Here is a 21,900-nt window from a genome sequence, read left to right as displayed (position 1 = left end):
TTCTTTCCCGGTCCGAGCCTAGAGGTCTTCTTGAACGTGTTCAAGTCGCGGAATCCGGAGTGATGAGGCATGACAGGAGTGATCACTCCGGGTATTTGCTCCGATACAGGCGGGAGAAGGCGGGTCATGTTCGTGCGCTCACCGATGCAACGCCGGTACGCCGGGCTGGCCGCGATGTCGGCCGGCCTGTCGGCCGCACTACTGGTCACTGGCTGCAGCAATTTGCCAGGTCATCCCCAAACCGCGAAGGACGCCTCGCAGGAGGTTCGGCTGCTCGGTGCGGCAGAGCCAGGACCCGACCCGTTCACTCCGTCGACGGTCACCGTCACGGCAGCCTCGGGGAAGAACCCGGCCCCGCACGGCTCGGCCGCGGGCACCGCTCCGACCACCGTCCGGCCCATCCGTGCCGTGCTGGGTTCGACGCCTGGTCTGTACGGGGGAACGCGCTCGGTCGCGAGCTGCGACGTGGAGCAGCAGATCCGGCTCCTCACCGCAGACGTGGCCAAGGGGCGCGCCTTCACCCAGGGCGCCGGCGTCAGTCAGGAGGACATCCCTTCCTTCCTGCGCGGACTCACACCGGTGGTGCTGCGCGCGGACGCCCGGGTCACCAGCCACGGTTACCGCGACGGGACCGCCCAGCGATACCAATCGGTCCTCCAGACCGGGACCGCCGTCCTGGTCGACGAACACGGCTCGCCGAGGGTCCGGTGTGCTTCGGGTAGTCCCCTGGCCTCGCCCGTCGTCACGGCAGCGGAGCCGGACGAGAAGGGCACCGCGTGGCGGGGGTACGACCGCGACCGGGTGGTCGTCGTCACCCGTGCCACCCATGTGATCGACCAGCTGGTGATCGCCGACATCGCGGGAACCGGCTGGCTGGAGCGCCGCAGCGGTACGGACGGGGAGGCCGACCGTACGCCCGCGGTGCCCCCGCGGTACGCGCCGAGCACCCACGTCGCCGACGTGCCGGGCTCGCAGCCGGGCGGTCCCGACACCTCCGGCTCCCGGTCGGCGAACCCGAACGCGGTGGCCCCGCCTGCGCCCAGCCCCGACGCGACGAGGCAGGGCGCACCGTCCACCGGTCCGGCTCCCGCGCGGCCCGTTCCCGATGTCGGCGGCGGTGGGGTCGTCGGGCCGCAGTCGAAGGGCCAGGGGAGCACCATCCCGCAGCCCGAGGGCGACCAGCGGCCGGCCCCGCAGCCGGACGCCCCGTTGCCCGACGCCCCGCTGCCCGACGCCTACCGGGACTACGGTCCCGGCCCGGACACCGGTGCCTACCCGGACTACGGTCCCGGGTTCGACTACGGCGTCTATCCCGACGGCATCGACCCGGACTACGGTGTGTATCCCAACGACGGTCTGGGCCCGGACTACGGCTTCGGACCCGACCTCGGCCCGGACGCCGGTGCCTACCCGGACCACGGGCCGTACGGCGGGCCCCATGCCGTGGCTCCGGACGCCGCCCTCCCCGGTGGCGCCACGGGCCCCGAGGTTGCCCCATCCGCAGGCGAGACCATCCAGGGCTGAGTCGACGGCAGGGCACTCTCGCTCGAAAAATCGGATGAATGATGGCAGAGTGTCACCATGGTTGATCGGGCAGCGGGTGCCCTGTCACTCCCCGACGACTGGCCCGCCCACCCGGATCTGAGTCTGGCCCTCAACCGCATGGGCAGCTTCGACTGGGACCTCGACAGCGGGCTCATGCACCTGGACCAGCCCGCTCTCGACGTGTTCGACGTGCCGGCCGATCAGTACGACGGACGCCCCGAGAGTCTTGCGCGCCGGTTCCCGCACGGCGAGGCGTCCCGGCTGGACGGACTCGTCTCCCAGGCGCTCAAGAGGGGCACCGCCAGCTACGGGGCGTACTTTCGCATCCGTTGCCGGGACGGCTCCCTGCGCTGGACCCACACCCAGGGTTCCGTGCTGCGCGATGAGCGCGGCCGGCCGCACCGCATCATCGGCATCGTGCGGGACGCCACGCAGGAACTCGCCGACTCCACCGCCCGCACCGAGATCGACGCGGAGCGCCGGCGCCAGACCAGCGTGGTCGAGAGCACCACCGCCGCCCTCGCGCACGCCAGGACGGTGAAGGACGTCATCGACGTCCTGAAGGACTCGCACGGTCTGGAGCACCTCGGCGCGACCACGCTCGTCGTCGGCCTGCTGGAGTCGGGCAGGATCCACCTGGTCGCCGAGGGGTTGGAGGGATCGTTCGTGCCGGGCACGCGCTTCACCCGGGTGGATGAGCAGTATCCGATGAGCGAGGTCATCCGCACGCTCGCTCCCCGCTTCATCGAATCGAAGGAGGACTTCGCCACCTCCTACCCGCGACTCTGGCCGCACATCAGCGGTCTCGGCATCACCTCGGCCGCCTACATGCCACTGATCGCGCAGGCCCGCCCCATCGGCGCGCTCGGCCTGCTCTACAGCGACAAGACGGGTTTCACCACCGAGGAACGCAATCTCCTCGTCGCCCTCGGCAGCAGCATCGCACAGAGCCTCCAGCGGGCGGTCCTCTTCGAGCAGGAGCACGACCTCGCCGAGGGCCTGCAGCAGGCCATGCTGCCGCGCCGTATCCCCGCGGTGACGGGAGCGCAGGTCGCCGTCCGCTACCGCTCCGCCCGGCTCGGCAGGGACATCGGCGGCGACTGGTACGACGTCATCCCGTTGCCGGGCGGCCGTGTCGGGGCCGTGATCGGCGACGTCCAGGGCCACGACACCCATGCGGCCGCGGTCATGGGGCAGTTGCGCATCGTGTTGCGCGCGTACGCCGCCGAGGGCCACACCCCGGCCACCGTGATGGCCCGCGCCTCGGTGTTCCTGCACGAACTCGACACGGACCGCTTCGCGACGTGCATCTACGCAGAGGTCGACCTGTCCACGGGCGTGGTCCAGATCGTGCGGGCCGGGCACGTCGATCCGCTGCTGCTCGGCACCGACGGCGAATGCCGCCGCATCCACGTGGACGGCGGGCTGCCGCTCGGACTGTCCGCAGAGTTCGGTCGGCTCGACTACCCCGTCGCCACGGTCGAGATGGACCCCGGGCACACGCTGATGCTGTACACCGACGGGCTCGTGGAGCTGCCCGGCGCCGACCTCGACGACGGGATGCAGCTGCTCACGGCCCTGCTGCGGGGCGGCCCCAAGAACCTGCAACTTCTCGCGGACCGGCTGTGCGAGGAGGTCGACGAGCGGGCCGGCGACGACGACGTGGCGATCCTGCTGCTGCGCAGGCACGGCGCGTACGCGTCCCAGGTGGGTGGGCGGCTCCAGCAGCACGTGGCGCAGAACGACCCGGAGGCGCTCATCTCCGCCCGGCACATGATCCGGGCCGCGGTGCGGGCCTGGGGCGCGGGGGACCGTTCCGACGAGATCGAACTCGCCGCCGACGAGTTGATCACCAATGCCCTGATGCACACCGACGGCGGGGCGATCGTGACGGTACGGGTGCTGCAGGGTCCGGAGCGGCGGTTGCGGGTCGAGGTGGAGGATCCGTCCAGTGCGCTGCCGCGCCGCCGCGAGGCCGGCGAGTCCGGAGTCTCCGGGCGGGGGCTGATGTTGGTGGACCGACTGGCGGACGTCTGGGGTGTGGAGTCGCGCGGTAGTGGCAAATGTGTGTGGTGCGAGTTCGGTGTGCCGGACCGTGTGGGAAACCTCAACGCCACAGCATCGTAACCCTGGGTGATTGGATAGTGCTTGACCGTAAGCGTTTGCAGACGATTGACTGCAGATCTGTGTTCCGGCCCTCCTAGGACATGAGGACCCCCTTGAGCACCGAGCTTCTGGCGCCTCTTGATCTGGCGTTCTGGCATCTCGAGACCACCGACCACCCGATGCACCTCGGTGCGCTGGCGTACTTCGACGTGCCCGCGTCCCCGGACGGCCTCCGGACGGTCGCCGGAAGCGACGAGATCCTCGGCCTGCTCGCCTCCCGGGCAGCCGCGATCCCCCGGCTCCGGATGCGGGTGCGCGACGTCCTGCTGCCCGTGGGCGGCGCCGTCTGGGCGGTGGACAACGACTTCGACGTCACGCGACACCTGCGCCAGGTGCGGGTCCCGGCGGGCGACTTCGCCGCCACGGCGTGCCGGACGGCCGGCGAGCTGATGGAGCGCCCGCTCGAACGGGGCCTGCCGCCATGGGAGATGTACCTGCTCACCGGTGGTCCCGAAGACTCCTTCGGGGTGCTCGTCAAACTGCACCACGCCCTAGCCGACGGGATGCGGGCCGTCGCCATCGGAGCCGGGATCTTCGACGAGATCGCCGGCTCGCGTTCCTCTGGCTCCCGCCCGGGCCGCCGCGCCACGGCCGGCCCGACGCCGATGCCGCGGCCCCCGGGGCCGTGGCGGTTCGCCGGAACCGCCCGCGGTCGCATCGAGGAGCTCGGTCGGGCCTTCGGCGTCGGCGCCTCCCTCGTCGGCGCCTCCCTCGTCCGGGCCGCCCGGGTGGACCCACGGAGTAGGGCCGCCTTCAGCGCGACCTCCAGCGGCACGCGCCGGCTCGCCACCGCCGTCCTCCCGCTCGACGACGTGCACGAGGTGCGCCGGGTGGCCGGCGGCACGGCCAACGACGTGCTCCTCGCGACCTTCGCGGGGGCGTTGCGGCGCTGGATGACCGAACGGGGCAACACCCTGCCGGCCGCCGATCCCAGTGCCCTCGTGCCGGTGTCGAGGCGCCGCCCGGGAAGTCCGGTAGGCTCCGGCAACACCCTGTCCGCCTATCTCCTCGGCCTGCCCGTGTCCGAGCCCGATCCCTGGACCAGGCTCTACGTGGTCCGCACCGCCATGGACCGCAACAAGGCGGCGGGACCGCTGCGCGGCGCCGGGGCTGTCGCCGTGCTGGCCGACCAACTGCCTCCGTTCGCCCACAGGTTCGGAGCCCCACTCGCCGGGAACGCCGCCCGGATGCTCTTCGACCTGCTGGTGACGAGTGTGCCGCTGCCGCGCTCCGCGCTGTCGCTCGGCGGCTGTCCGCTGCGCGAGGTCTATCCGCTGGCCCCGCTGGCCCGTGGCCAGTCGCTCGCCGTGGCGATGTCGACGTACGGGGGCCGGGTGCACATCGGGCTCGTTGCGGACGGCCGCGCGCTGCCCGACGTCGACCGGCTCGCCCGCAGCGCGGAGGAGGAGCTCGCCGCACTGCGGGCACTGGTCCGCTAGGAGCGTCGGCACGTGTCCACCCCGCACGGGGGCGATGCGGGGTGGCTCCTGTCCGGTGCCCGCGGACCTGGTCCGCGGGCACCCCCGGACGCCCCGGGGCGTGCACTCGCCGTCCCACGGGCCGTGACGCTGTTCACCACCCCATCGACACGGCGAACCCCCGGGCTGACTGATCATTACACGCATGACCTACACCAGCCGTCGCACGGTACTCACCGGCATCGCCGGAGCTGCCCTCGGCGCCTCCGTCCTCGACGCGTTCACCGCCACCCCCGCCGCCGCGGCCGATGGGTACGCATCCAACACCGACCTCTACACCAAGCTTGCAGGACAGGAGGGCACCGTTTTCGCCCGGCGCTACAGGCGCCACGGGATGCTCGACAACAGCGACGGCCAGACGTACCCCTTCAACCGCACCACGATCATGGCGCTGCACGGCGGCGCCATCGAAGGCGGCACGTCCGAGCTGTGCCTCGCGATAGCCGGTTACGACCCCGCGGAGCCCGCAGCCGCTCCGCAGGCCGGACCGGTCCACGACTACTGGATGTTCGAAGGCATCGACGCGGCGGACAACGGTCGCCTGCACGTCACCTCGACCAACAACGACGACCGGATCGCCCTGTCCATGGCTGCGGGCAGCCTCAACGTGCTCAGCCTGCACGGCTGCAAGAAGGAGCAGGCCGGGGCTTCCGCCGGCGCGCCGGAGGCCGTGGTCGTCGGCGGACTCAACACCACGTTCAAGACCTGCCTGCACGAAGAGTTCCGGGCTGCCGGCTTCCAGACCATCGACGGCTCGACCGTCCCCGCCCTCGCCGGTGAGGCCCCGGACAACATCTGCAACAAGACCCTGCTCCGCAAGGGAGCCCAACTTGAGATGACCACCGAGCTGCGGCAGGGGCTGTTCGAGGAGGGGCGCTTCAGCCGACTCGCCAGGCCCGCCCACACCAACGCCACGTTCACGGCCTTCGTCGGCGCCGCACGCAGGGCCATCGCACGGCTGGAGGCGCGCCCGGAGCAGGCCGTCCTCTGATCCGCACGCTGCCGGCGCCGGCGGTAGCCGGTCACGGAACGGGACGGCGGCCGGTCGTACGGGTGGGTGGTCGGGCCGTCGCGCCCGGCACGGCCCGTATGGCCGGCCCCCGGTGCCCGGCCGCTGGTCGGCCCTGCGGCCGCGGTTCCGGTGCGGCAGGCTGGACCCATGCCGGAACTGCCCGAAGTGGAAGCTCTCAGAGAGTTCCTCGACGACCACCTGGTGGGCAAGGAGATCGCCAAGGTGCTGCCCGTCGCGATCAGCGTGCTCAAGACGCACGACCCGCCGCTCGCCGCCGTCGAGGGCGCCGAGGTCACCGCCGTGCAGCGGCACGGAAAGTTCCTCGACGTCACCACCACGGGCGGCCTGCACCTGGTGGTCCACCTCGCCCGTGCGGGTTGGTTGCAGTGGAGGGACGTCCTCCCGTCGGGCGTACCCCGTCCCGGCAAGGGGCCACTCGCCCTGCGCACCGCGCTCACCGGTGGCGACGGCTTCGACCTGACCGAGGCCGGCACGACGAAGCGACTCGCCGTCCACCTCGTGCGCGACCCCGCCGACGTGCCCGGTGTCGCCCGCCTCGGCCCCGACCCCCTCGCCGACGGCTTCGTGCGGGACGCCTTCGCCGCGCTCCTGTCCGGTGAACGCCGGCAGATCAAGGGCGCCCTGCGCGACCAGGGCCTCATCGCGGGCATCGGCAACGCCTACAGCGACGAGATCCTGCACGCCGCGAGGATGTCACCGTACAAACTCACCTCGAAGCTCTCCGGGGACGAGACCACCGCGCTCTACGAGGCGATGCGCACGACGCTCCGGGACGCGGTCGAAAGGTCGCGCGGACTCGCGGCCGGACGTCTGAAAGCCGAGAAGAAGAGCGGCCTGCGGGTGCACGGCCGTGCCGGCGAACCCTGCCCCGTCTGCGGCGACACGATCCGTGACGTCTCCTTCCACGACTCTTCGCTGCAGTACTGCCCCACCTGTCAGACGGGGGGCAAACCGCTCGCGGACCGCCGGATGTCCCGACTCCTCAAGTGAGACCTCCGCGAACGCCGGTCGACCGCGGCAGGACGGGCGCGATCAGTGGGCCAGTGTCACCAGGTGCTCGCCCTCCATGGTGCGGACCTCGAACCGCTCGATCTCCTCGGGGTACAGTGCCGTACCCACCTCGATGTCGAGGGGCTCCGCCGCCTCGGGCGAGCCGGGGATCCCGTACCCGGCGGGCCGCACTGACCACGTGCCGATCTGGTGCTTCTCGCCGTCCGCGCCGACCACGAGGAGCTGGCAGGCGCGCGGCCCGCGCAGCCGGGCGATGCGCAGTGCGACCGCGGTACCCGAGTCCGAAGCGCGCAGATCAGCAGCGCCGTACACCCCGGTCGCCCGGTCGGTGGCGGCGATCCGCTCCACGCCGCCGTCCGTCCCGCCGCCCCGCAGCCCCGCGGTGAGGGCGGGGAGCCCGACGATCAGGGCTGCCGCCACCGCCACCAGGCGCAACCTGCGGCGGGCACTTCGCCGGTGCTCCTGCACGACCGCGCCGAGCAGCCCCTCCAGTAACCGGGAGGACGGGGAGGCCACGGGCATCCCGGCACCCCCGAGGTCGGCCAGCGCCGAGGTGACCGGGGCGAAATCGAGCAGCCGCACCGCGCATTCCACGCACTCGGCCAGGTGTTCCTCGAAACGGAACACGTCAGCAGGGTCGAGGACGCCCAGCGCGTAGGCGGCCACGTCCTGGTGCCGGTCCCGCAGATCCATGACCAATCCTTCGACTCATCGGCTACGAACGGTTCATACGCCTCGTATGCACCGTGGGGTCGCAAGGGAATACGCAGAGGAACGCTTTCCTGCTCATCCATGGGTGCGGAAAGTCCGTGGCGTCGTACCTCCGGGCGATTTCCTTGAGAAGGGGTGGAGGAAGCCCGCAGAATGAGTGAGTGAACGGTGAAGAAACGCAGATCCGGACGGTCGCTCCGACGCCCGGGAGCCGGCATGTGGAGCCTCTGGTCGATGCATTCGTGGCGGCGGCGCTCGCTCCCGGGGAGCACGCCCGGGTGGCGGGCCACTTGACCCATTGCACCTCTTGTCGGATCGCGTACCTGAAGGCGACCGGTGCCGGGAGTCCTGCGGGCGGCGGCCGCCCCCGCGGGCCCGAAGGGGGCGGCCGGTAGTCCTGCCGCACGTGCGTGCCTAAACTCCGCAGCATGCTGCGCGTACTGGCTGTCGACGACGAGGAACCGGCACTCGAGGAACTGCTCTACCTGCTGCGGTCCGACCCGCGGGTGCGCAGCGTCGAAGGAGCCACCGACGCCACCGAGGCACTGCGCCGCATCGGTCGTGCGCTCGACGCGGGCCCGGACGGTGAAGACGCCGTCGACGTCGTGTTCCTGGACATCCACATGGCCGGCCTGACCGGACTCGACGTCGCGCGTCTCCTCGCCGGATTCGCCAGGCCGCCGATGGTCGTGTTCGTCACCGCCCACGAGGGCTTCGCTGTACAGGCGTTCGACCTCAAAGCCGTCGACTACGTACTGAAACCGGTACGTCGGGAGCGGCTCGCCGAAGCCGTGCGCAGGGTCACCGAGCGCCTCGCGCCCCGTGCCCCGGCACCCGGGGCACCGCTCGGCACCGCCGCTGCGGCCGTGCCGGCGCCAGGGGGTCACGTCGTCACCGGGGCGCCGAGCGGTGCACCCGAGCAGATCCCGGTGGAACTCGGCGGGGTCACGCGCTTCGTGCCGATCGACGACATCGCGTACGTCGAGGCACAGGGCGACTACGCCCGGCTCCACACGGCCGAGGGCAGCCACCTCGTCCGGATCCCCCTCTCCACCCTCGAGGAACGTTGGGCCGCCCGAGGGTTCGTCAGGATCCACCGAAGCCACCTCGTCGCCCTCGGGCGCATCGACGAACTGCGCCTGGACGCGGGAGCCACCACGGTCCGGGTCGGTACGGCGGAACTCGCCGTGAGCCGCCGCCACGCCCGCCAGCTGCGTGACCTGCTGATGCACCACGCCCGGCGGTGACGGCCGATACAGCCGTTCGGCGTGGGCGGGAGCCGTTCGTCGCGGCGCGGTGCCCGTACGGCGACGGGTGGACCCCGCCGACCGACCGGAACCCGGAATCCACGCCCACCGAACCCGAGCCCGCCTACGCTTGATCGGGAAGCCGTCGAAGGGGCCCGATGTCCGATATCGAAGCGCTGCTGCAGGAGCTCCACGCGCTGAAGGCCCTCAGGCCCGCCGGCCGCGACGATCTCGGATCGCTCCTCGCCAGGGCCCGCAGCGCCGCGGGGCGTTGGGCCGACGTGCTCGACGAGATTCGGGAGTCCGCCACGGGACGGGTCGGCCCGCGCGCCGAAGCGGCCCTCGAGGTCGCCTTCCGCCGCGCCGAGGAGTCGTACGTCGAACTGGAGATCGCTCTCGCCGACTGCACACGTCGAGGCGCCGGACGTTGACGGCACGGTCCCCGGAGCGCCCGGTACCGCCGGCGCCTACCCTCCGTCATCCCTGCTGCGTAGACTCCACGAACCCCTGTCCGAGCGAGTCACCGAGAGATGCCGGGAGCGGACACCGATGTCGGCAGAGCTGCCACCCCGCCGGGAAGTCGTCACGGGAGTGCGCCGGGGCGTGCGGCGCCGTCCCGGCCACGCCCCGGCGCGTTCCGAGATCAGCGAGCAGACCGCGCTGGGCACCGTCTACGTCCGCTCCTTGATGCGCAGCCAACTGCGCGCAGCGCTGTGCGCGCTCGGGGTGCTCGCGCTCATCGTCGGCACGCTGCCCCTGCTGTTCGCCTTCCCCTCCGCCGTTCTCGGCTCGTTCTCCTCCCCTGGGCCGTTCGCCTGGGTGACCCTCGGCGTGGTCGCGTACCCGGTCATGTGGCTCATCGCCCGTTGGTACGTGCGGCGCGCCGAGCGCAACGAGCGCGACTTCACCGGACTCGTGGAAGGCCGCTGACGCACCGTGGGGGAGAAGCGGTGAACCAGACCTACGCGGTGTCGGCCGTCACCTCCGTCGTCGTCGCCACCGTCCTCATCGGCGCCCTCGGCTTGCGGGTGTCCCGGACGACGTCCGACTTCCTCGTGGCCTCGCGCACCGTCGGCCCCCGCCTCAACGCCGCCGCCATCAGCGGCGAGTACTTGTCCGCCGCCTCGTTCCTCGGTATCGCCGGCCTCCTGCTCCTCCAGGGCCCCGACATGCTGTGGTACCCCGTCGGCTACACCGCGGGCTACCTCGTGCTGCTGGTGCTCGTGGCGGCGCCGCTGCGACGCTCGGGGGCGTACACGCTCTCCGACTTCGCCGAAGCCCGGCTCGAGTCGGCCGCGGTGCGGCGCCTCGCCAGCCTCTTCGTCGTCGGTATCGGCTGGCTCTACCTGCTGCCGCAGCTCCAGGGCGCGGGGCTCACCCTGGAGATCCTCACCGGGGCGCCCGGCTGGGTCGGCGGGGTCGTCGTCGCCGTCGTCGTCACCGGAGCCGTGGCCGCCGGGGGCATGCGGTCCATCACTTTCGTCCAGGCGTTCCAGTACTGGTTGAAGCTCACCACCCTGCTGGTGCCGGCGCTGTTCCTCGTCACCGCCTGGATCGGCGACGACGCCCCGCGCGCCCGCTTCGACGCGCCGACCGTCTTCCGCGAGCACGCGGTCGTCACGATCGACGACACGATACGGGTGGAACTGGAACAGCCGCTCACCGTCACCGCGTCGGGACGCGTCGACGGCGCTCGCGTCGACGGCGAGCGGCTCACCCTCGGCCACGGCCAGCACCGCATCGACGCCGGGACCACCCTCGCCTTCTCCCGGGGTGCTCAGGTGCCCGAGCGGGCCACCGCCGGTACGGACCCGTTCAGCTGGTCCCAGCCCCTCGCGGGCGGGCGCGACGGCTACCAGCTGTACGCCACGTACGGACTGATCCTCGCCACCTTCCTCGGCACCATGGGCCTGCCCCACGTCGCCGTGCGTTTCTACACCAGCCCCAACGGGCGCGCCGCACGCCGCACCATCCTCGTCGTGCTCGGTCTGATCGGCGCCTTCTACCTGTTGCCGCCCGTATACGGCGCCCTCGGCCGGATCTACGCACCCGAACTCGCGCTCACCGGCGAAGCCGACGCCGCCGTGCTCGTCCTTCCGGAACGGATGATCGGCGGGCTCACCGGTGACTTGCTCGGAGCGTTGCTGGCGGGGGGCGCCTTCGCCGCCTTCCTCTCCACCGCCTCCGGGCTGACGATGTCCGTCGCGGGCGTCCTCAGCCAGGACGTCCTTCCCTCGCGCGGCGTACACCACTTCCGGATCGCGGCCCCCCTCGCCATGGCGGTGCCGCTCGCCGTGAGCGTGTTCGCCACCCACGTGCCCGTTGCCGACGCCGTCGGACTGGCCTTCGCCGTCTCCGCGTCCTCCTTCTGCCCGCTGCTCGTCCTCGGCATCTGGTGGCGGCGCCTCACCCCGCCCGGTGCCGCCGCGGGGCTCGTGTGCGGGGGCGGAGCCGCGCTGACCGCCGTCATGGCCACCCGCGCCGGCCTCGCCCCCCAGGGGTGGGCGCACACCCTGATGGCGTGGCCCGCCGTCTGGTCCGTTCCGCTCGGCTTCCTCATCATGGTGCTGGTCTCGCTCGCCACCCCGCGCCATGTGCCCCCGGGCGCCGCAGCCACCCTCGCCCGACTCCACCTCCCCGAGGACCTGCTCGGCCGGCCGCAGCAGGAAAGGGCCCGGTCATGAGTGGAACGGCCCTCGCCGCACTGGCCGCCGCCGGAACCGTTCTGCTCACGGCGGGGTTCGCCCTCGGTCGGCGCACCGCCCGGCGCGGCAGCCACGACCTCGAGCTCGGCACCCCGGTGGAGCACGCCACCTTCCACACCCTCCACACCGCCTCGCTCGCCGCGCCACCCCTGCGGGCGGGGTTGACCGAGGAAACCGCCCGGAAGGCCGCCCGCCGGCTGCGGTCGCTACTCGGCACCGAGGCCCTGTGCCTCACCGACCGCGAGGCCGTTCTCGCCTGGGACGGCTCCGGCGGCGACCACCATCAGCAGCGCGTCATGCGTCGGGTCGCAGACGTCCTGGAGTCCGGCCGGAGCGAGAGCATCCGCACCGACTGCGAACGAGTGGAGTGCCCGTTGCGCTGGGCGGTCATCGCCCCGCTCACCGGCGAGGAGGGCGTGCTCGGTGCGCTCGTCGCGTACGGTTCGAAGGAGTCCGCGGTGCTGGTGCGGGCCGCCACCGAAGTGGCCCGATGGGTGTCCGTGCAGCTGGAGCTCGCCGAACTCGACAGCTCCCGCACCCGGCTCATCGAGGCCGAGATCCGGGCCCTGCGTGCGCAGATATCCCCCCACTTCATCTTCAACTCGCTCGCCGCGATCGCCTCGTTCGTCCGCACCGACCCCGAGCGGGCCCGCGAACTCCTGCTGGAGTTCGCTGACTTCACCCGGTACTCCTTCCGCAGGCACGGTGAGTTCACCCACCTCGCCGACGAGTTGCGGTGCATCGAGCAGTACCTCGCCCTCGCCGGTGCACGTTTCGGTGACCGGCTGCAGGTGACCCTCCAGGTCGCGCCCGAGGTCCTCCCCGTCGCCCTGCCCTTCCTCTGCCTCCAGCCGCTCGTGGAGAACGCCGTCAAGCACGGGCTGGAGGACTCCAAGGACGCCTGCCGGGTCTCGATCTCGGCACAGGACGCCGGCTCCGAGGCCGTGGTGGTCATCGAGGACGACGGGGTCGGGATGGATCCCGCAGTGCTGCGGCGGATCCTCGCCGGGGAGGGCACCCGCTCGGTCGGCATCGGACTGTCCAACGTCGACGAGCGGCTGCGCCAGGTGTACGGCGACGACTTCGGCATGGTCATCGAGACGGGCATCGGGGCTGGAATGAAGATCACCGTGAGGATCCCCAAGTACCGGGCGGGCGTGCACAAGAACTCCCACCCGGGCTGAGCATGGGGCGCTCGGTCCGCGGCGAGGCAGCGGCCCCCGCGCCGCCGGTTGCCCGGCCGGGAGAACAGCTGCCGCGACCTCAGAACAAATGGACGGCGAGGTGTCCCAGGGGTACGCCGAGCCGCCAGGCCGGGGTCCACACCTGCGCCGACTCGTCCACGGTCGGTTCCATCGGCAGGGCGGGGTGCCAGGGCCGCAGGGCGTCCTCCCCGAGGTCCGTGGCGAGCAGCTCCGTCCGCTGCAACCAGTGCCAGGCGTTCCGGGCCAGCGCCAGGTCGGGGCCGGGCCCGGAGCCGTCGCGTTCGCGGACCTCCCTGGCGGCCATGCGTTCGCGCGCCCACTCCAGCCAGGGGTGTCCGTGCGCCGTGACCGAGAGCCAGTCGTCCGGTCCGGCCGTGGTCCGGCCGCCGCCCGGCCCGTCGCCGCTGTCACACAGGTAGACCGTGAGAGCCAGGGTCTCCCTGCCTGCTCTGAACTCCAGTGATCCACTCTCCACCAGGCCGCCGGTGCGCAGCACCTCGTCGGCGATGAACTCGGCACACAGCCAGGCCATCGGAACCGCCAGACCGCCTCCGCTGGTGCCGTTCGTGCTCTCGGGCCGCACTCTCTCCACCTCTCCCGGACGTGTTCTGCTCGGGTCTCGACGACGAGCCTCCACCGGGAGACACGCGTCAGGGTTCCTCTTTACTCAACTCGTGCGGCTCGTTTCGAATCGGGGCGCCGTGAGTGCGTGGCACCAGGGAGACCAGACCCCCGATGGGGAATCGGATGCTGAAGTGACCCTGCGGCGCGGCACCGTATCGGGTGGGGCAGGCCGTCCGGTCAGGCGGCGGAGGGGACCGGTGCCCTGCTGTAACCGGGGAGACTGCGGGCCAGCGCCCGCAGCGCGTAGTGGCTGCGCGACTTGACGGTGCCGGCCGGGATGCCGAGCGCCCGGGCGGCCTCCGCGACACTGCGACCTTGGAAGTAGATCTGCACCATCACCGCACGGTGCTCGGGGCTCAGGGAGCGGACCGCGTTCCGGACGTCGAGAGCCGCGACCGCCCGGTCGGTGACGTCGGACGGATCCGGCGTGGCAGCGAGCATGTCGTCGCCGATCTCGGCGGGCCGGGCCATCCGGGAACGGCGCGCGTCGATCGCGAGGCGCCGGCCGACCGTGAAGAGCCACGGGCGCATCGAGGCGTAGGGCGCGTCGAACGCCTCCGGATGCTGCCAAGCCTTCACCAGCGTCTCCTGGAGGAGGTCCTCGGCACGCTGCTGGTCCCCGTAGGTCAGCCCGAGGAGGAAGCCCAGCAGGGCGGGACCGTGTTCGCGCTGCAGCTCGGCCAGGGCCCGCTCGTCGGTCGTCGCCGTCACCATCGTCGGCATCCTTTCGTGCTGCTCTCCGGAGGCTCTGTGCCGTATCCGAACGCATCAGCCGTCCCGGGGGACAGGCGTCGGGCCCGGACGTGCGTTGAGCGGTCGCACCGAGCGGCGAATGGTGCGGCGAGCGGGCGGCCGGACCGGTTTCCTCCTCCCGGAGCCGCGCCGGCAGGTGGAGCGGACGGGCCGAATGCGTCCCGCAGCGGACGGGTACGGCGGCGGGACGGGCCGTCAACGTCCACGGGGCGATCGGGCGCGGCGCGGTTCGTCCCGTGCGCCACCGCGTCCGCCGTGCCGTCCTGGGGCGCGGCGCGCGACCGGGACGGGCCGGTCGCGCACCGTTGAGGACCGACGGTCGGCCGCGGCCCAGGACGCCCGTGCTCCTGCCCGGTGCGGTGCGGGCCGGTTGGTGGGCCATGGTCACGGCACCACGGTCACCGGCCACCGTCCGGCCTTCACCAGCCGCACTGCCACCGATCCGACGATGCGGTGCCCCGCCGATTCCGAGGCGCCGACGACCACCGCGTCGGCCCTCAGCCGGTCCGCGGCGTCGACCAGCCCACCGTACGGGTCGCCGCGGAAGGTGTGGAACTCCCAGCGGACGTCCCAGATGCCCCGCACCCGCTCCGCCGCCGCGCGGATCTGCGTCACCAGGTCCTGTGCGATCTCGCTCGTGGTGTCCGCGACGGGTACTCCCAGAGCCGCTCCCGCCGCCATGACCGGCTGCACGTAGACGACGGCCAACAGGGCGTTCTGCCTGCGGGCGAGGCCGCTCGCGTACGCCGCCGCACGCAGCGACGAATCGGAACCGTCCACGCCCACGACGACGACCTTCGGTCCGTCCGTGCCGCGCTCGAAATCTGGGGCCTGTCGATCGTTCACGGCACCGAGGTTATCGCCGCCGACAGGCGGCCCGGCGCCGGTCTCCCTAGAGTGCGGAGCATGAGCGTCAGCGTGCAGCAGCGCCCCGCCGCCATCCGCAGCCGCCTCACCGGCAGGGTGCCGGACGGGTTCGCGATGTTCTTCGCCCTGCTCGGGGTGTTCTGCGCGGTGCTGGCGCTCATCGCCCCCCTCCGGCGCCTACTCCGTCCCGTCGCCGTGTTCCTCGATCGCGTCGCCGTACCCGTCAGCGCCAACCTCGCCTACGCGGTCTTCCTGATGCTGCTCGCCGCGGCGATCGGCGCCCGGAAGAAGGTCGCCTGGTGGCTGGTCGTCGCGTACCTGGTCCTGGTCGTCCTGAGCAACGTCCTCGCCCTGGCCTTCCAGCCCGGCTGGGAATGGCTGCCCAGCCTCGTGGTGTGCCTCGTCGCCCTGGTGGTCCTGGTGCTCGCGCGCCATGAGTTCTACGCGTTGACCCGGCGGGGCGCGCTGCGGCGGGCGCTCCTCGTACTGGTCCTCGGACTGGCCCTCGGAATCCTCGTCGGCTGGGGCCTGGTCGAGCTGTTCCCGTACACGCTCGTTCCCGAACAGAGGCTGCTGTGGTCGGCCAACCGGGTGCTCGGCGGACTGGCGTCCAACGCCCAGTTCGACGGCTCGCCTCCCCGCGTCCTCTACTTCCTCCTCGGCCTGTTCGGCGCACTCGCCCTGCTCAACTCCGCCGCCACCCTCTTCCGCTCCCAACGCATGGAAGCAGCCCTGCACGGCGACGAGGAACCCCGCATCCGGGCACTGCTCGGCGCATACGGTTCCCAGGACTCCCTCGGCTACTTCGCCACCCGCCGCGACAAGGCCGTGGTCTTCTCACCCAACGGCAAGGCGGCCGTCACCTACCGCGTCGAGGCCGGAGTCGCCCTGGCCAGCGGCGACCCGGTCGGGGACAAGGAGGCATGGACACCCGCCATCGAGTCCTGGCTGGACGTCGCCCGGCGCTACGCGTGGGCGCCCGCGGTCATGGGCGCCTCCGAGGACGGCGCCCGGGTCTACGCCCGCTCCGGGCTCGGCGCCATCCAGCTCGGTGACGAGGCCATCCTGCACGTCGACCGCTTCGACCTCGACGGCCGCGACATGCGCGTCACCAGACAGGCTGTGGGCCGGGTCCGCAGGCTCGGAGCCACCACGCGCATCCGCCGTCACTCCGCCGTCTCCGACGAGGAGATGAAGCAGGTCGTCGGCAGGGCGGACGCCTGGCGGGACACCGAGACGGAACGTGGATTCTCCATGGCCCTGGACCGACTCGGCGACTCCGCGGACGGCGACTGCCTGCTCGTCGAGGCATTCGACGGGGACCCGGCCGCGGACCCGAGGCTGATCGCCCTGCTCTCGTTCGTCCCCTGGGGGCGCGACGGGATCTCCCTCGACGTCATGCGCCGCGACCGGGACCACGCCCCCAACGGCATCATGGAGTTCATGGTCGCCGAGCTGTGCGAGGCCGCCCCGCAGCTCGGGATCCGCCGGGTCTCCCTCAACTTCGCCGTCTTCCGCTCGGCTTTCGAGGAAGGTGCCAGGATCGGCGCGGGCCCGGTCATCCGGCTCTGGCGCAGGCTGCTCCTGTTCTTCTCGCGGTGGTGGCAACTGGAGGCCCTGTACCGCTCCAACGTCAAGTACCAGCCCGCTTGGTACCCGCGGTTCCTCTGCTACGGGGACGCCGGTTCGCTGGCTCGTATCGGCCTCGCATCCGGCATCGCCGAAGGGTTCGTCTCCGTGCCCCGGCTCCGCAAGCGCTGGGGAAGGGCGGCGAGGGCGCACGGTGTCACCGGGCCGGTGGGGGGCACGGCCGCCCTGCCGCCGATCGAGGCGCTGGACCTGGCGGGCCCCGACACCGTGGCCCCGATGGGGGAGCGCAAGCTTCCCGAGCAGGTGCGGATCCGCCACCAGAAGATGGAACGGCTGCGCGAGCGGGGCATCGACCCGTACCCGGTGGGCGTCGCGGCCCGCACCAGCACCCTCGGCGTGGTCCGCGCAGCACACCCGTCCCTCGAGCCCGGCGCGCGCACGGGCGAGAGGGCCACCGTCGCCGGGCGCGTCGTGGCCGTGCGCGACTTCGGCGGCGTCGTGTTCGCCGTGCTGCGCGACTGGTCGGGGGACCTGCAGATCACCTTCACCCGCGACGGATCGGGACCGGAGGTCCTCGCGGGCTTCACCACGGACGCCGACCTGGGCGACCACATCACTGCCACGGGTGAGATCGGCACCAGCGACCGGGGTGAACTGACCGTCTTCGCGTCCTCCTGGCAGCTCACCGCCAAGTGCCTGCGGCCCCTGCCCGACAAGCGGCGGGGGCTCACCGATCCCGAGGCCCGCGTACGGCGGCGCTACCTCGACCTGGTCGCGAGTGCCGATGCGCGCGGTGTCGTGCGTGCCCGCTCCACCGCAGTACAGGCACTGCGCCAGGGGCTGCTGGACCGTGGCTACCTCGAGGTCGAGACGCCGATGCTCCAGCAGATCCACGGCGGCGCCAACGCCCGTCCCTTCACCACCCACATCAACGCCTACGACCTCGATCTCTACTTGCGCATCGCCCCCGAGCTCTATCTGAAACGGCTGTGTGTGGGTGGCATGGAGAAAGTCTTCGAGATGGGCCGGACCTTCCGCAACGAGGGGGTCTCGTACAAGCACAACCCCGAGTTCACGATGTTGGAGGCCTACCAGGCGTTCGCTGACTACGACGTGATGCTCGATCTGGCCCGCGAGCTGATCCAGAAAGCGGCCACCGCGGCGTTCGGTTCGCCGATCGCTCACAAGGCGGGCCCCGACGGCGTGCTCGTCGAGCACGACATCTCCGGACCGTGGCCGGTCAAGACGCTCTACGGAGCGGTGTCCGAGGCACTCGGCGAACATGTCGACGCCGACACCGACGAGGGCACCCTGCGCAGGCTGTGCGACCTCGCCGGAGTGCCGCACACCCCCGAGGACACCCGGGGCGACGTCGTCCTGGAGATGTACGAACGACTCGTCGAGGAGAAGACCCGACTCCCCACGTTCTACAAGGACTTCCCGACTGACGTCTCCCCGCTGACCCGCCAGCACCGCCGCGACCCGCGCCTGGCCGAGCGTTGGGACCTCGTCGCCTTCGGCACCGAACTGGGCACCGCCTACTCGGAGCTGACCGACCCGGTGGAGCAACGGCGCAGGCTCACCGCGCAGTCGCTGCTGGCCGCGGGCGGCGACCCGGAGGCCATGGAGCTCGACGAGGACTTCCTCGACGCGCTGGAGTACGCGATGCCCCCCACCGGCGGGCTCGGCATCGGCGTCGACCGGCTGGTGATGTTCCTGACCGGTCTGACCATCCGTGACACCCTGCCTTTCCCCCTGGTGCGACGGTATTGATCGGACGACGGTCCGACCGGGCGTCTTGGAAGACGACCCCGTCGAGAGTTTGTCATTCTCGAACTGGTGCCGCTCTGGCGTGTCGGGCTTCGTCCATGGCGGCCATTGCTCATGCAGAACGATCGGATAGCGCCGGACCGGCGTGCGTTGCTGCGCATCACGGCCTGCGTCGCCGCCGCCACCCTGGTGCCGCTGTTCGGCTTGGAAGAGCCCGGGCAGATGAGATCCGAGCCCCCGCCCGCGGCGGGCCCGGCGCCGATCGATGTCGCCCGGCGTGCTCCCGCGTACCGGCTGCGACCGATCACCGGGTACACCCCGGCGCGGGTGGCCGGGACCGCTACCCCGGTCCGGCGGCGGCCGTTGTTGCAACTGCCGTCACTGGGACGCTCCATGGTGCTGAGTTTCGACGACGGTCCGGACCCCCGCCACACCCCGGCGGTCCTCGACGTCCTCCGGACGCACGGAGTGCGAGGCGATGTTCTTCGTCTGCGGCGCCATGGCCACGCGGCAACCGGACGTGCTCCGCACGATGGCCGACGACGGTCATGTGGTGGGCAACCACTCCTGGTCCCATCCGCTGGTCACGGAGCTGCGCCGGTCCGGCATCCGCGACGAGCTCGGACGGACGAGCGACCTCATCGAGAAGACCCTCGGTGCCCCGCCGCTCTGGTACCGGGCACCCTACGGAGCGTGGAACAAGCCCTCCTTCGAGATCGGCGCGGAGCTGGGCAGGGAGCCACTCGCGTGGACCGTCGACACCCGGGACTGGCAACGGCCCGGCACGTCGGTGATCGCCCGCCGTGTCCTGGACGGCCGGGAGCCGGGGGCCGTGGTCCTGTCCCACGACGCGGGCGGAGACCGTTCGCAGAGCGTGGCGGCGCTCCGCCGCCACCTTCCGGCACTGCCGGACTCCGGGTTCCGGATCACGGTGCCCGTCCGGTGAGCGGGCGGTGGGGGCCGGCCCGAGAGAGGGCCGGCCGCTCATCGCGTGGCGACCATCCGGGCGAAGACGACGACGTTGCCGTCGTAGCCGCCGGCCCGTGAGTAGCCGCCGCCGCACGTGATGACCCGCAGCTCCGGGCCGCCGGTGTCGCCGTAGACGCGGGCCCCGGGGAAGCTGTCCTTGGCGAACACTTCGACCCCGTACACCTCGAACACCGCGATCTTGCCGTCGTAGCGGGTCACCTCGACGCTCTGGCCCTTCTTCAGGGCGCCGAGCCCGTAGAAGACGGCGGGGCCCGCAGCGTTGTCGACGTGGCCGACGATGACCGCGGTGCCCTGTTGGCCCGGTGCGATGCCGTTCTGGTACCAGCCGGCGAGGTTGGGGTCCTGAGAGGGCGGAGCGGTGATCCAGCCGTTGGAGTCCAGTCCGACGTCGACCATGGGCGCGTCGACCCGGATCGAGGGAATCGCGATCCGGGAAGCGGGAGCGTAGGGAAGCGGCTGCACCGGGCCCGTGAGCACGCCCGGCACCTGGTGCTGCCGGCTGTCGAGCCCGGCCGCGACGGCGGGCTGGGGCGGGCCCATCCCGATGTCCACGCCGTTCCTCATCAGCGCCAGCCCCGTGAGCATGACGAGCGCCAGCACGCCCCAGGGCTTGCGCTTCCTCTCCTCCGAGCCGGTGTAGTCCTGGCCCATGGTTCTCCCATCTCATCGTCTGCAGGCACGCTAAGTGCGCGTGCGGGATGCGGCGACCGGAGAAGGGCGAACGGGTGGTACGGCCACTTGGGGTGCCCCATCCGAGTGCATGGTTGGACAAAATGCTCTGATGCTCTGTGACCTGCGACTCCATCAGGTCCGAGACGCCCGGAGAGGCGTACGGGATCACCGGGGTGGACGAGTCCCGAAATGCGGCGAATGCGCAGGTCCGTGAGTGTTCGGATTGGACGGCGTTTTCGTCGAATCTCTTGGAGCACCGCTCCGGGGCGCCTTCCACTGGAGGTTCAACCATGCGTCCTTCACGCGCTCTCGCGGTGGCGATCACCGCTTGCGCGGCCGCGGGGCTCTCAGCGCCGCTGGCCGCCGCCACCACCTCCGGGGGTGGCAACGGTCCGAGCAACGTCCGGCTCTCCCCGTCCGCGGCACACCAGGGCGCGACCTTGACCGTCCTGGTCGACGGCTGTAGCCGTGGTGGCACGGTCACGTCCAACGCCTTTCCGGCAGCCAACCTCATCCTGGGCAGCGGCGCCTTCGGTCCGAATGCGGCTCCACGCGCGCAGGGCGCCCCCGGCGCGCAGGGTGCCCCGAGCCAGGGCGACAGTGGCAACGGCGTGGCGGGTGGGGGGACCCTCACCGACAGCGGAACGGGCAGCGGCCGCCTCCCGGCTGAAGGCGGCTTCGGTGGGGACGGCTTGGGGAACAACGCTCTGGGGAACAGCGGCCTGCCCACCGACGGCGGCCTGGGCGGCAACGGCCTGGTGAACGGCAGCCGTGCAGGGAACGGCAACGACGGCGTGGGGGGCACCGGCGGCTTCAACAATGACCCTCGCAACAACAACGACTTCCGGAACGACGGTAGCGGCTTCAACAACAACGGTCGCGGGCACGACAACGGCCCGGGGAACAACAATGGTCGCGGGCACGACAATGGCCGCGGCAACGACAACGGTCGGGGCAACGACAACGGTCGGGGCAACGACAACGGTCGGGGCAACGACAACGGTCGGGGGAACGACAACGGTCGGGGGAACGACAACGGTCGGGGGAACGACAACGGTCGGGGGAACGACAACGGTCGGGGCAACGACAACGGTCGGGGGAACAACAACGGTCGGGGCAACGACAACGGTCGGGGGAACAACAATGGCCGCGGCAACAACAACGGCCGCGGCAACAACAACGGATTCCGCAACGACGGCCGCGGTGGCGCCGCCGCAACCGCCAGGATCTTCGACCGGGCGACGCCTGGCGTGTACAACCTCGCCGTCCGGTGCAACGACAGCAACAGGATTGCCACCCAGACCATCACCGTGCTCGCCGCACGCGGCGCACTCGGGGGTATCGGCGGTTCCATGGGTCCGTCGAACACCGAAATGGCCGCGGGTGGCGGTCTGGTCGCCACCGCGGCCGCCGGTGGCGCCTTCTACCTCATCCGGCGCCGCCGCCTCGAGCGCGGGAAGGCCTGACCGGTCGCGAGGAAGGCGGCGATGTCCTGTGCGTAGGGCTCCAGAAGCGGCTGCGTCCAACTCGCCA

The 21,900-nt window shown here is 71.6% G+C and carries 18 protein-coding genes and 1 pseudogene; 14 read left to right on the top strand and 5 right to left on the bottom strand.

Going from position 1 to position 21,900, the window contains the following annotated elements; genetic code table 11:
* Nucleotides 1-126 precede the first annotated feature (126 nt).
* From ACFXOM_RS25780 to ACFXOM_RS25760, 5 genes are all read left to right on the top strand, one after another.
* Nucleotides 127-1,524 (top strand): DUF6777 domain-containing protein, encoded by a 1,398-nt coding sequence (locus ACFXOM_RS25780; protein ID WP_385039488.1) that lies wholly within the window; start codon nt 127-129, stop codon nt 1,522-1,524.
* A 57-nt stretch (nt 1,525-1,581) separates the two neighbouring features.
* On the top strand, nt 1,582-3,672 hold the full coding sequence (locus ACFXOM_RS25775; protein ID WP_384942091.1) for a SpoIIE family protein phosphatase: 2,091 nt from the start codon (nt 1,582-1,584) through the stop codon (nt 3,670-3,672).
* 92 nt (nt 3,673-3,764) lie between these two features.
* Nucleotides 3,765-5,150, top strand: coding sequence for a wax ester/triacylglycerol synthase family O-acyltransferase (locus ACFXOM_RS25770; protein WP_385039485.1), 1,386 nt, complete (start codon nt 3,765-3,767; stop codon nt 5,148-5,150).
* 184 nt (nt 5,151-5,334) lie between these two features.
* Nucleotides 5,335-6,180 (top strand): poly-gamma-glutamate hydrolase family protein, encoded by an 846-nt coding sequence (locus ACFXOM_RS25765; protein ID WP_384942087.1) that lies wholly within the window; start codon nt 5,335-5,337, stop codon nt 6,178-6,180.
* A 168-nt stretch (nt 6,181-6,348) separates the two neighbouring features.
* Nucleotides 6,349-7,212, top strand: coding sequence for an Fpg/Nei family DNA glycosylase (locus ACFXOM_RS25760; RefSeq protein ID WP_384946963.1), 864 nt, complete (start codon nt 6,349-6,351; stop codon nt 7,210-7,212).
* A 42-nt stretch (nt 7,213-7,254) separates the two neighbouring features.
* Here the strand turns inward: ACFXOM_RS25760 and ACFXOM_RS25755 are convergent, their stop codons facing one another.
* On the bottom strand, nt 7,255-7,926 hold the full coding sequence (locus tag ACFXOM_RS25755) for a zf-HC2 domain-containing protein (protein ID WP_384942083.1): 672 nt from the start codon (nt 7,924-7,926) through the stop codon (nt 7,255-7,257).
* A gap of 179 nt (nt 7,927-8,105) precedes the next feature.
* Between ACFXOM_RS25755 and ACFXOM_RS25750 the strand changes: the two genes are divergently transcribed.
* The 6 genes from ACFXOM_RS25750 to ACFXOM_RS25725 all read left to right on the top strand — a co-directional run bounded on the left by ACFXOM_RS25750 (nt 8,106) and on the right by ACFXOM_RS25725 (nt 13,080).
* The gene (locus ACFXOM_RS25750) at nt 8,106-8,339 is read left to right on the top strand and encodes a zf-HC2 domain-containing protein (protein ID WP_384942081.1); all 234 of its coding nucleotides are present in this window, start codon (nt 8,106-8,108) and stop codon (nt 8,337-8,339) included.
* Nucleotides 8,340-8,372: 33 nt separating this feature from the next.
* Entirely contained in the window at nt 8,373-9,191 is an 819-nt protein-coding gene (locus ACFXOM_RS25745; protein ID WP_384942080.1) for a LytR/AlgR family response regulator transcription factor, read from the top strand.
* A gap of 158 nt (nt 9,192-9,349) precedes the next feature.
* Entirely contained in the window at nt 9,350-9,622 is a 273-nt protein-coding gene (locus ACFXOM_RS25740) for a hypothetical protein (protein ID WP_384942078.1), read from the top strand.
* A gap of 118 nt (nt 9,623-9,740) precedes the next feature.
* On the top strand, nt 9,741-10,121 hold the full coding sequence (locus ACFXOM_RS25735) for a hypothetical protein (RefSeq protein WP_384942076.1): 381 nt from the start codon (nt 9,741-9,743) through the stop codon (nt 10,119-10,121).
* A 20-nt stretch (nt 10,122-10,141) separates the two neighbouring features.
* A complete protein-coding gene (locus ACFXOM_RS25730; RefSeq protein WP_384942074.1) occupies nt 10,142-11,875 on the top strand; it encodes a cation acetate symporter in 1,734 nt (577 codons plus the stop codon).
* Nucleotides 11,872-13,080 carry a sensor histidine kinase gene (locus ACFXOM_RS25725; protein ID WP_384942072.1) on the top strand — a complete coding sequence of 403 codons (1,209 nt, stop codon included), beginning with the start codon at nt 11,872-11,874 and terminating at the stop codon, nt 13,078-13,080. The genes ACFXOM_RS25730 and ACFXOM_RS25725 overlap by 4 nt, the downstream gene beginning before the upstream one ends.
* A gap of 79 nt (nt 13,081-13,159) precedes the next feature.
* Here the strand turns inward: ACFXOM_RS25725 and ACFXOM_RS25720 are convergent, their stop codons facing one another.
* From ACFXOM_RS25720 to ACFXOM_RS25710, 3 genes are all read right to left on the bottom strand, one after another.
* A complete protein-coding gene (locus ACFXOM_RS25720) occupies nt 13,160-13,684 on the bottom strand; it encodes a hypothetical protein (protein WP_384942070.1) in 525 nt (174 codons plus the stop codon).
* Between the two features lie 218 nt (nt 13,685-13,902).
* The gene (locus ACFXOM_RS25715) at nt 13,903-14,439 is read right to left on the bottom strand and encodes a sigma-70 family RNA polymerase sigma factor (RefSeq protein ID WP_384942069.1); all 537 of its coding nucleotides are present in this window, start codon (nt 14,437-14,439) and stop codon (nt 13,903-13,905) included.
* Nucleotides 14,440-14,862: 423 nt separating this feature from the next.
* Complete coding sequence (locus ACFXOM_RS25710; protein WP_384942068.1) at nt 14,863-15,324, bottom strand: universal stress protein; 462 nt, start codon at nt 15,322-15,324, stop codon at nt 14,863-14,865.
* 60 nt (nt 15,325-15,384) lie between these two features.
* On the opposite strand from ACFXOM_RS25710, the gene lysX reads away from it, so the two are divergent.
* Complete coding sequence (gene lysX, locus ACFXOM_RS25705; RefSeq protein ID WP_384942066.1) at nt 15,385-18,708, top strand: bifunctional lysylphosphatidylglycerol synthetase/lysine--tRNA ligase LysX; 3,324 nt, start codon at nt 15,385-15,387, stop codon at nt 18,706-18,708.
* 111 nt (nt 18,709-18,819) lie between these two features.
* Nucleotides 18,820-19,651 (top strand): annotated as a pseudogene (locus tag ACFXOM_RS25700) (polysaccharide deacetylase family protein).
* A 38-nt stretch (nt 19,652-19,689) separates the two neighbouring features.
* On the opposite strand, the gene ACFXOM_RS25695 reads toward ACFXOM_RS25700, so the two are convergent.
* On the bottom strand, nt 19,690-20,346 hold the full coding sequence (locus ACFXOM_RS25695; RefSeq protein WP_384942064.1) for a class F sortase: 657 nt from the start codon (nt 20,344-20,346) through the stop codon (nt 19,690-19,692).
* Nucleotides 20,347-20,657: 311 nt separating this feature from the next.
* On the opposite strand from ACFXOM_RS25695, the gene ACFXOM_RS25690 reads away from it, so the two are divergent.
* Entirely contained in the window at nt 20,658-21,833 is a 1,176-nt protein-coding gene (locus tag ACFXOM_RS25690; protein WP_385039482.1) for a hypothetical protein, read from the top strand.
* Nucleotides 21,834-21,900 lie beyond the last annotated feature (67 nt).

Source organism: Streptomyces sp. NPDC059169, from assembly GCF_042755225.1.
Lineage (GTDB): Bacteria > Actinomycetota > Actinomycetes > Streptomycetales > Streptomycetaceae > Streptomyces.
Note: the sequence above shows the minus strand (reverse complement) of the source record. Positions and strands in the feature narration are given on the sequence as shown.

Bases quoted from the DNA above. Each gene is read 5' to 3' on its own strand.
- ACFXOM_RS25780 (WP_385039488.1), top strand. From the start codon at position 127: ATGTTCGTGCGCTCACCGATGCAACGCCGGTACGCCGGGCTGGCCGCG.
- ACFXOM_RS25745 (WP_384942080.1), top strand. From the start codon at position 8,373: ATGCTGCGCGTACTGGCTGTCGACGACGAGGAACCGGCACTCGAGGAA.
- ACFXOM_RS25755 (WP_384942083.1), bottom strand. From the start codon at position 7,926: ATGGATCTGCGGGACCGGCACCAGGACGTGGCCGCCTACGCGCTGGGC.
- ACFXOM_RS25735 (WP_384942076.1), top strand. From the start codon at position 9,741: ATGTCGGCAGAGCTGCCACCCCGCCGGGAAGTCGTCACGGGAGTGCGC.
- ACFXOM_RS25740 (WP_384942078.1), top strand. From the start codon at position 9,350: ATGTCCGATATCGAAGCGCTGCTGCAGGAGCTCCACGCGCTGAAGGCC.
- ACFXOM_RS25775 (WP_384942091.1), top strand. From the start codon at position 1,582: ATGGTTGATCGGGCAGCGGGTGCCCTGTCACTCCCCGACGACTGGCCC.
- ACFXOM_RS25695 (WP_384942064.1), bottom strand. From the start codon at position 20,346: ATGGGCCAGGACTACACCGGCTCGGAGGAGAGGAAGCGCAAGCCCTGG.
- ACFXOM_RS25690 (WP_385039482.1), top strand. From the start codon at position 20,658: ATGCGTCCTTCACGCGCTCTCGCGGTGGCGATCACCGCTTGCGCGGCC.
- ACFXOM_RS25725 (WP_384942072.1), top strand. From the start codon at position 11,872: ATGAGTGGAACGGCCCTCGCCGCACTGGCCGCCGCCGGAACCGTTCTG.
- ACFXOM_RS25715 (WP_384942069.1), bottom strand. From the start codon at position 14,439: ATGGTGACGGCGACGACCGACGAGCGGGCCCTGGCCGAGCTGCAGCGC.
- ACFXOM_RS25760 (WP_384946963.1), top strand. From the start codon at position 6,349: ATGCCGGAACTGCCCGAAGTGGAAGCTCTCAGAGAGTTCCTCGACGAC.
- ACFXOM_RS25765 (WP_384942087.1), top strand. From the start codon at position 5,335: ATGACCTACACCAGCCGTCGCACGGTACTCACCGGCATCGCCGGAGCT.
- lysX (WP_384942066.1), top strand. From the start codon at position 15,385: ATGAGCGTCAGCGTGCAGCAGCGCCCCGCCGCCATCCGCAGCCGCCTC.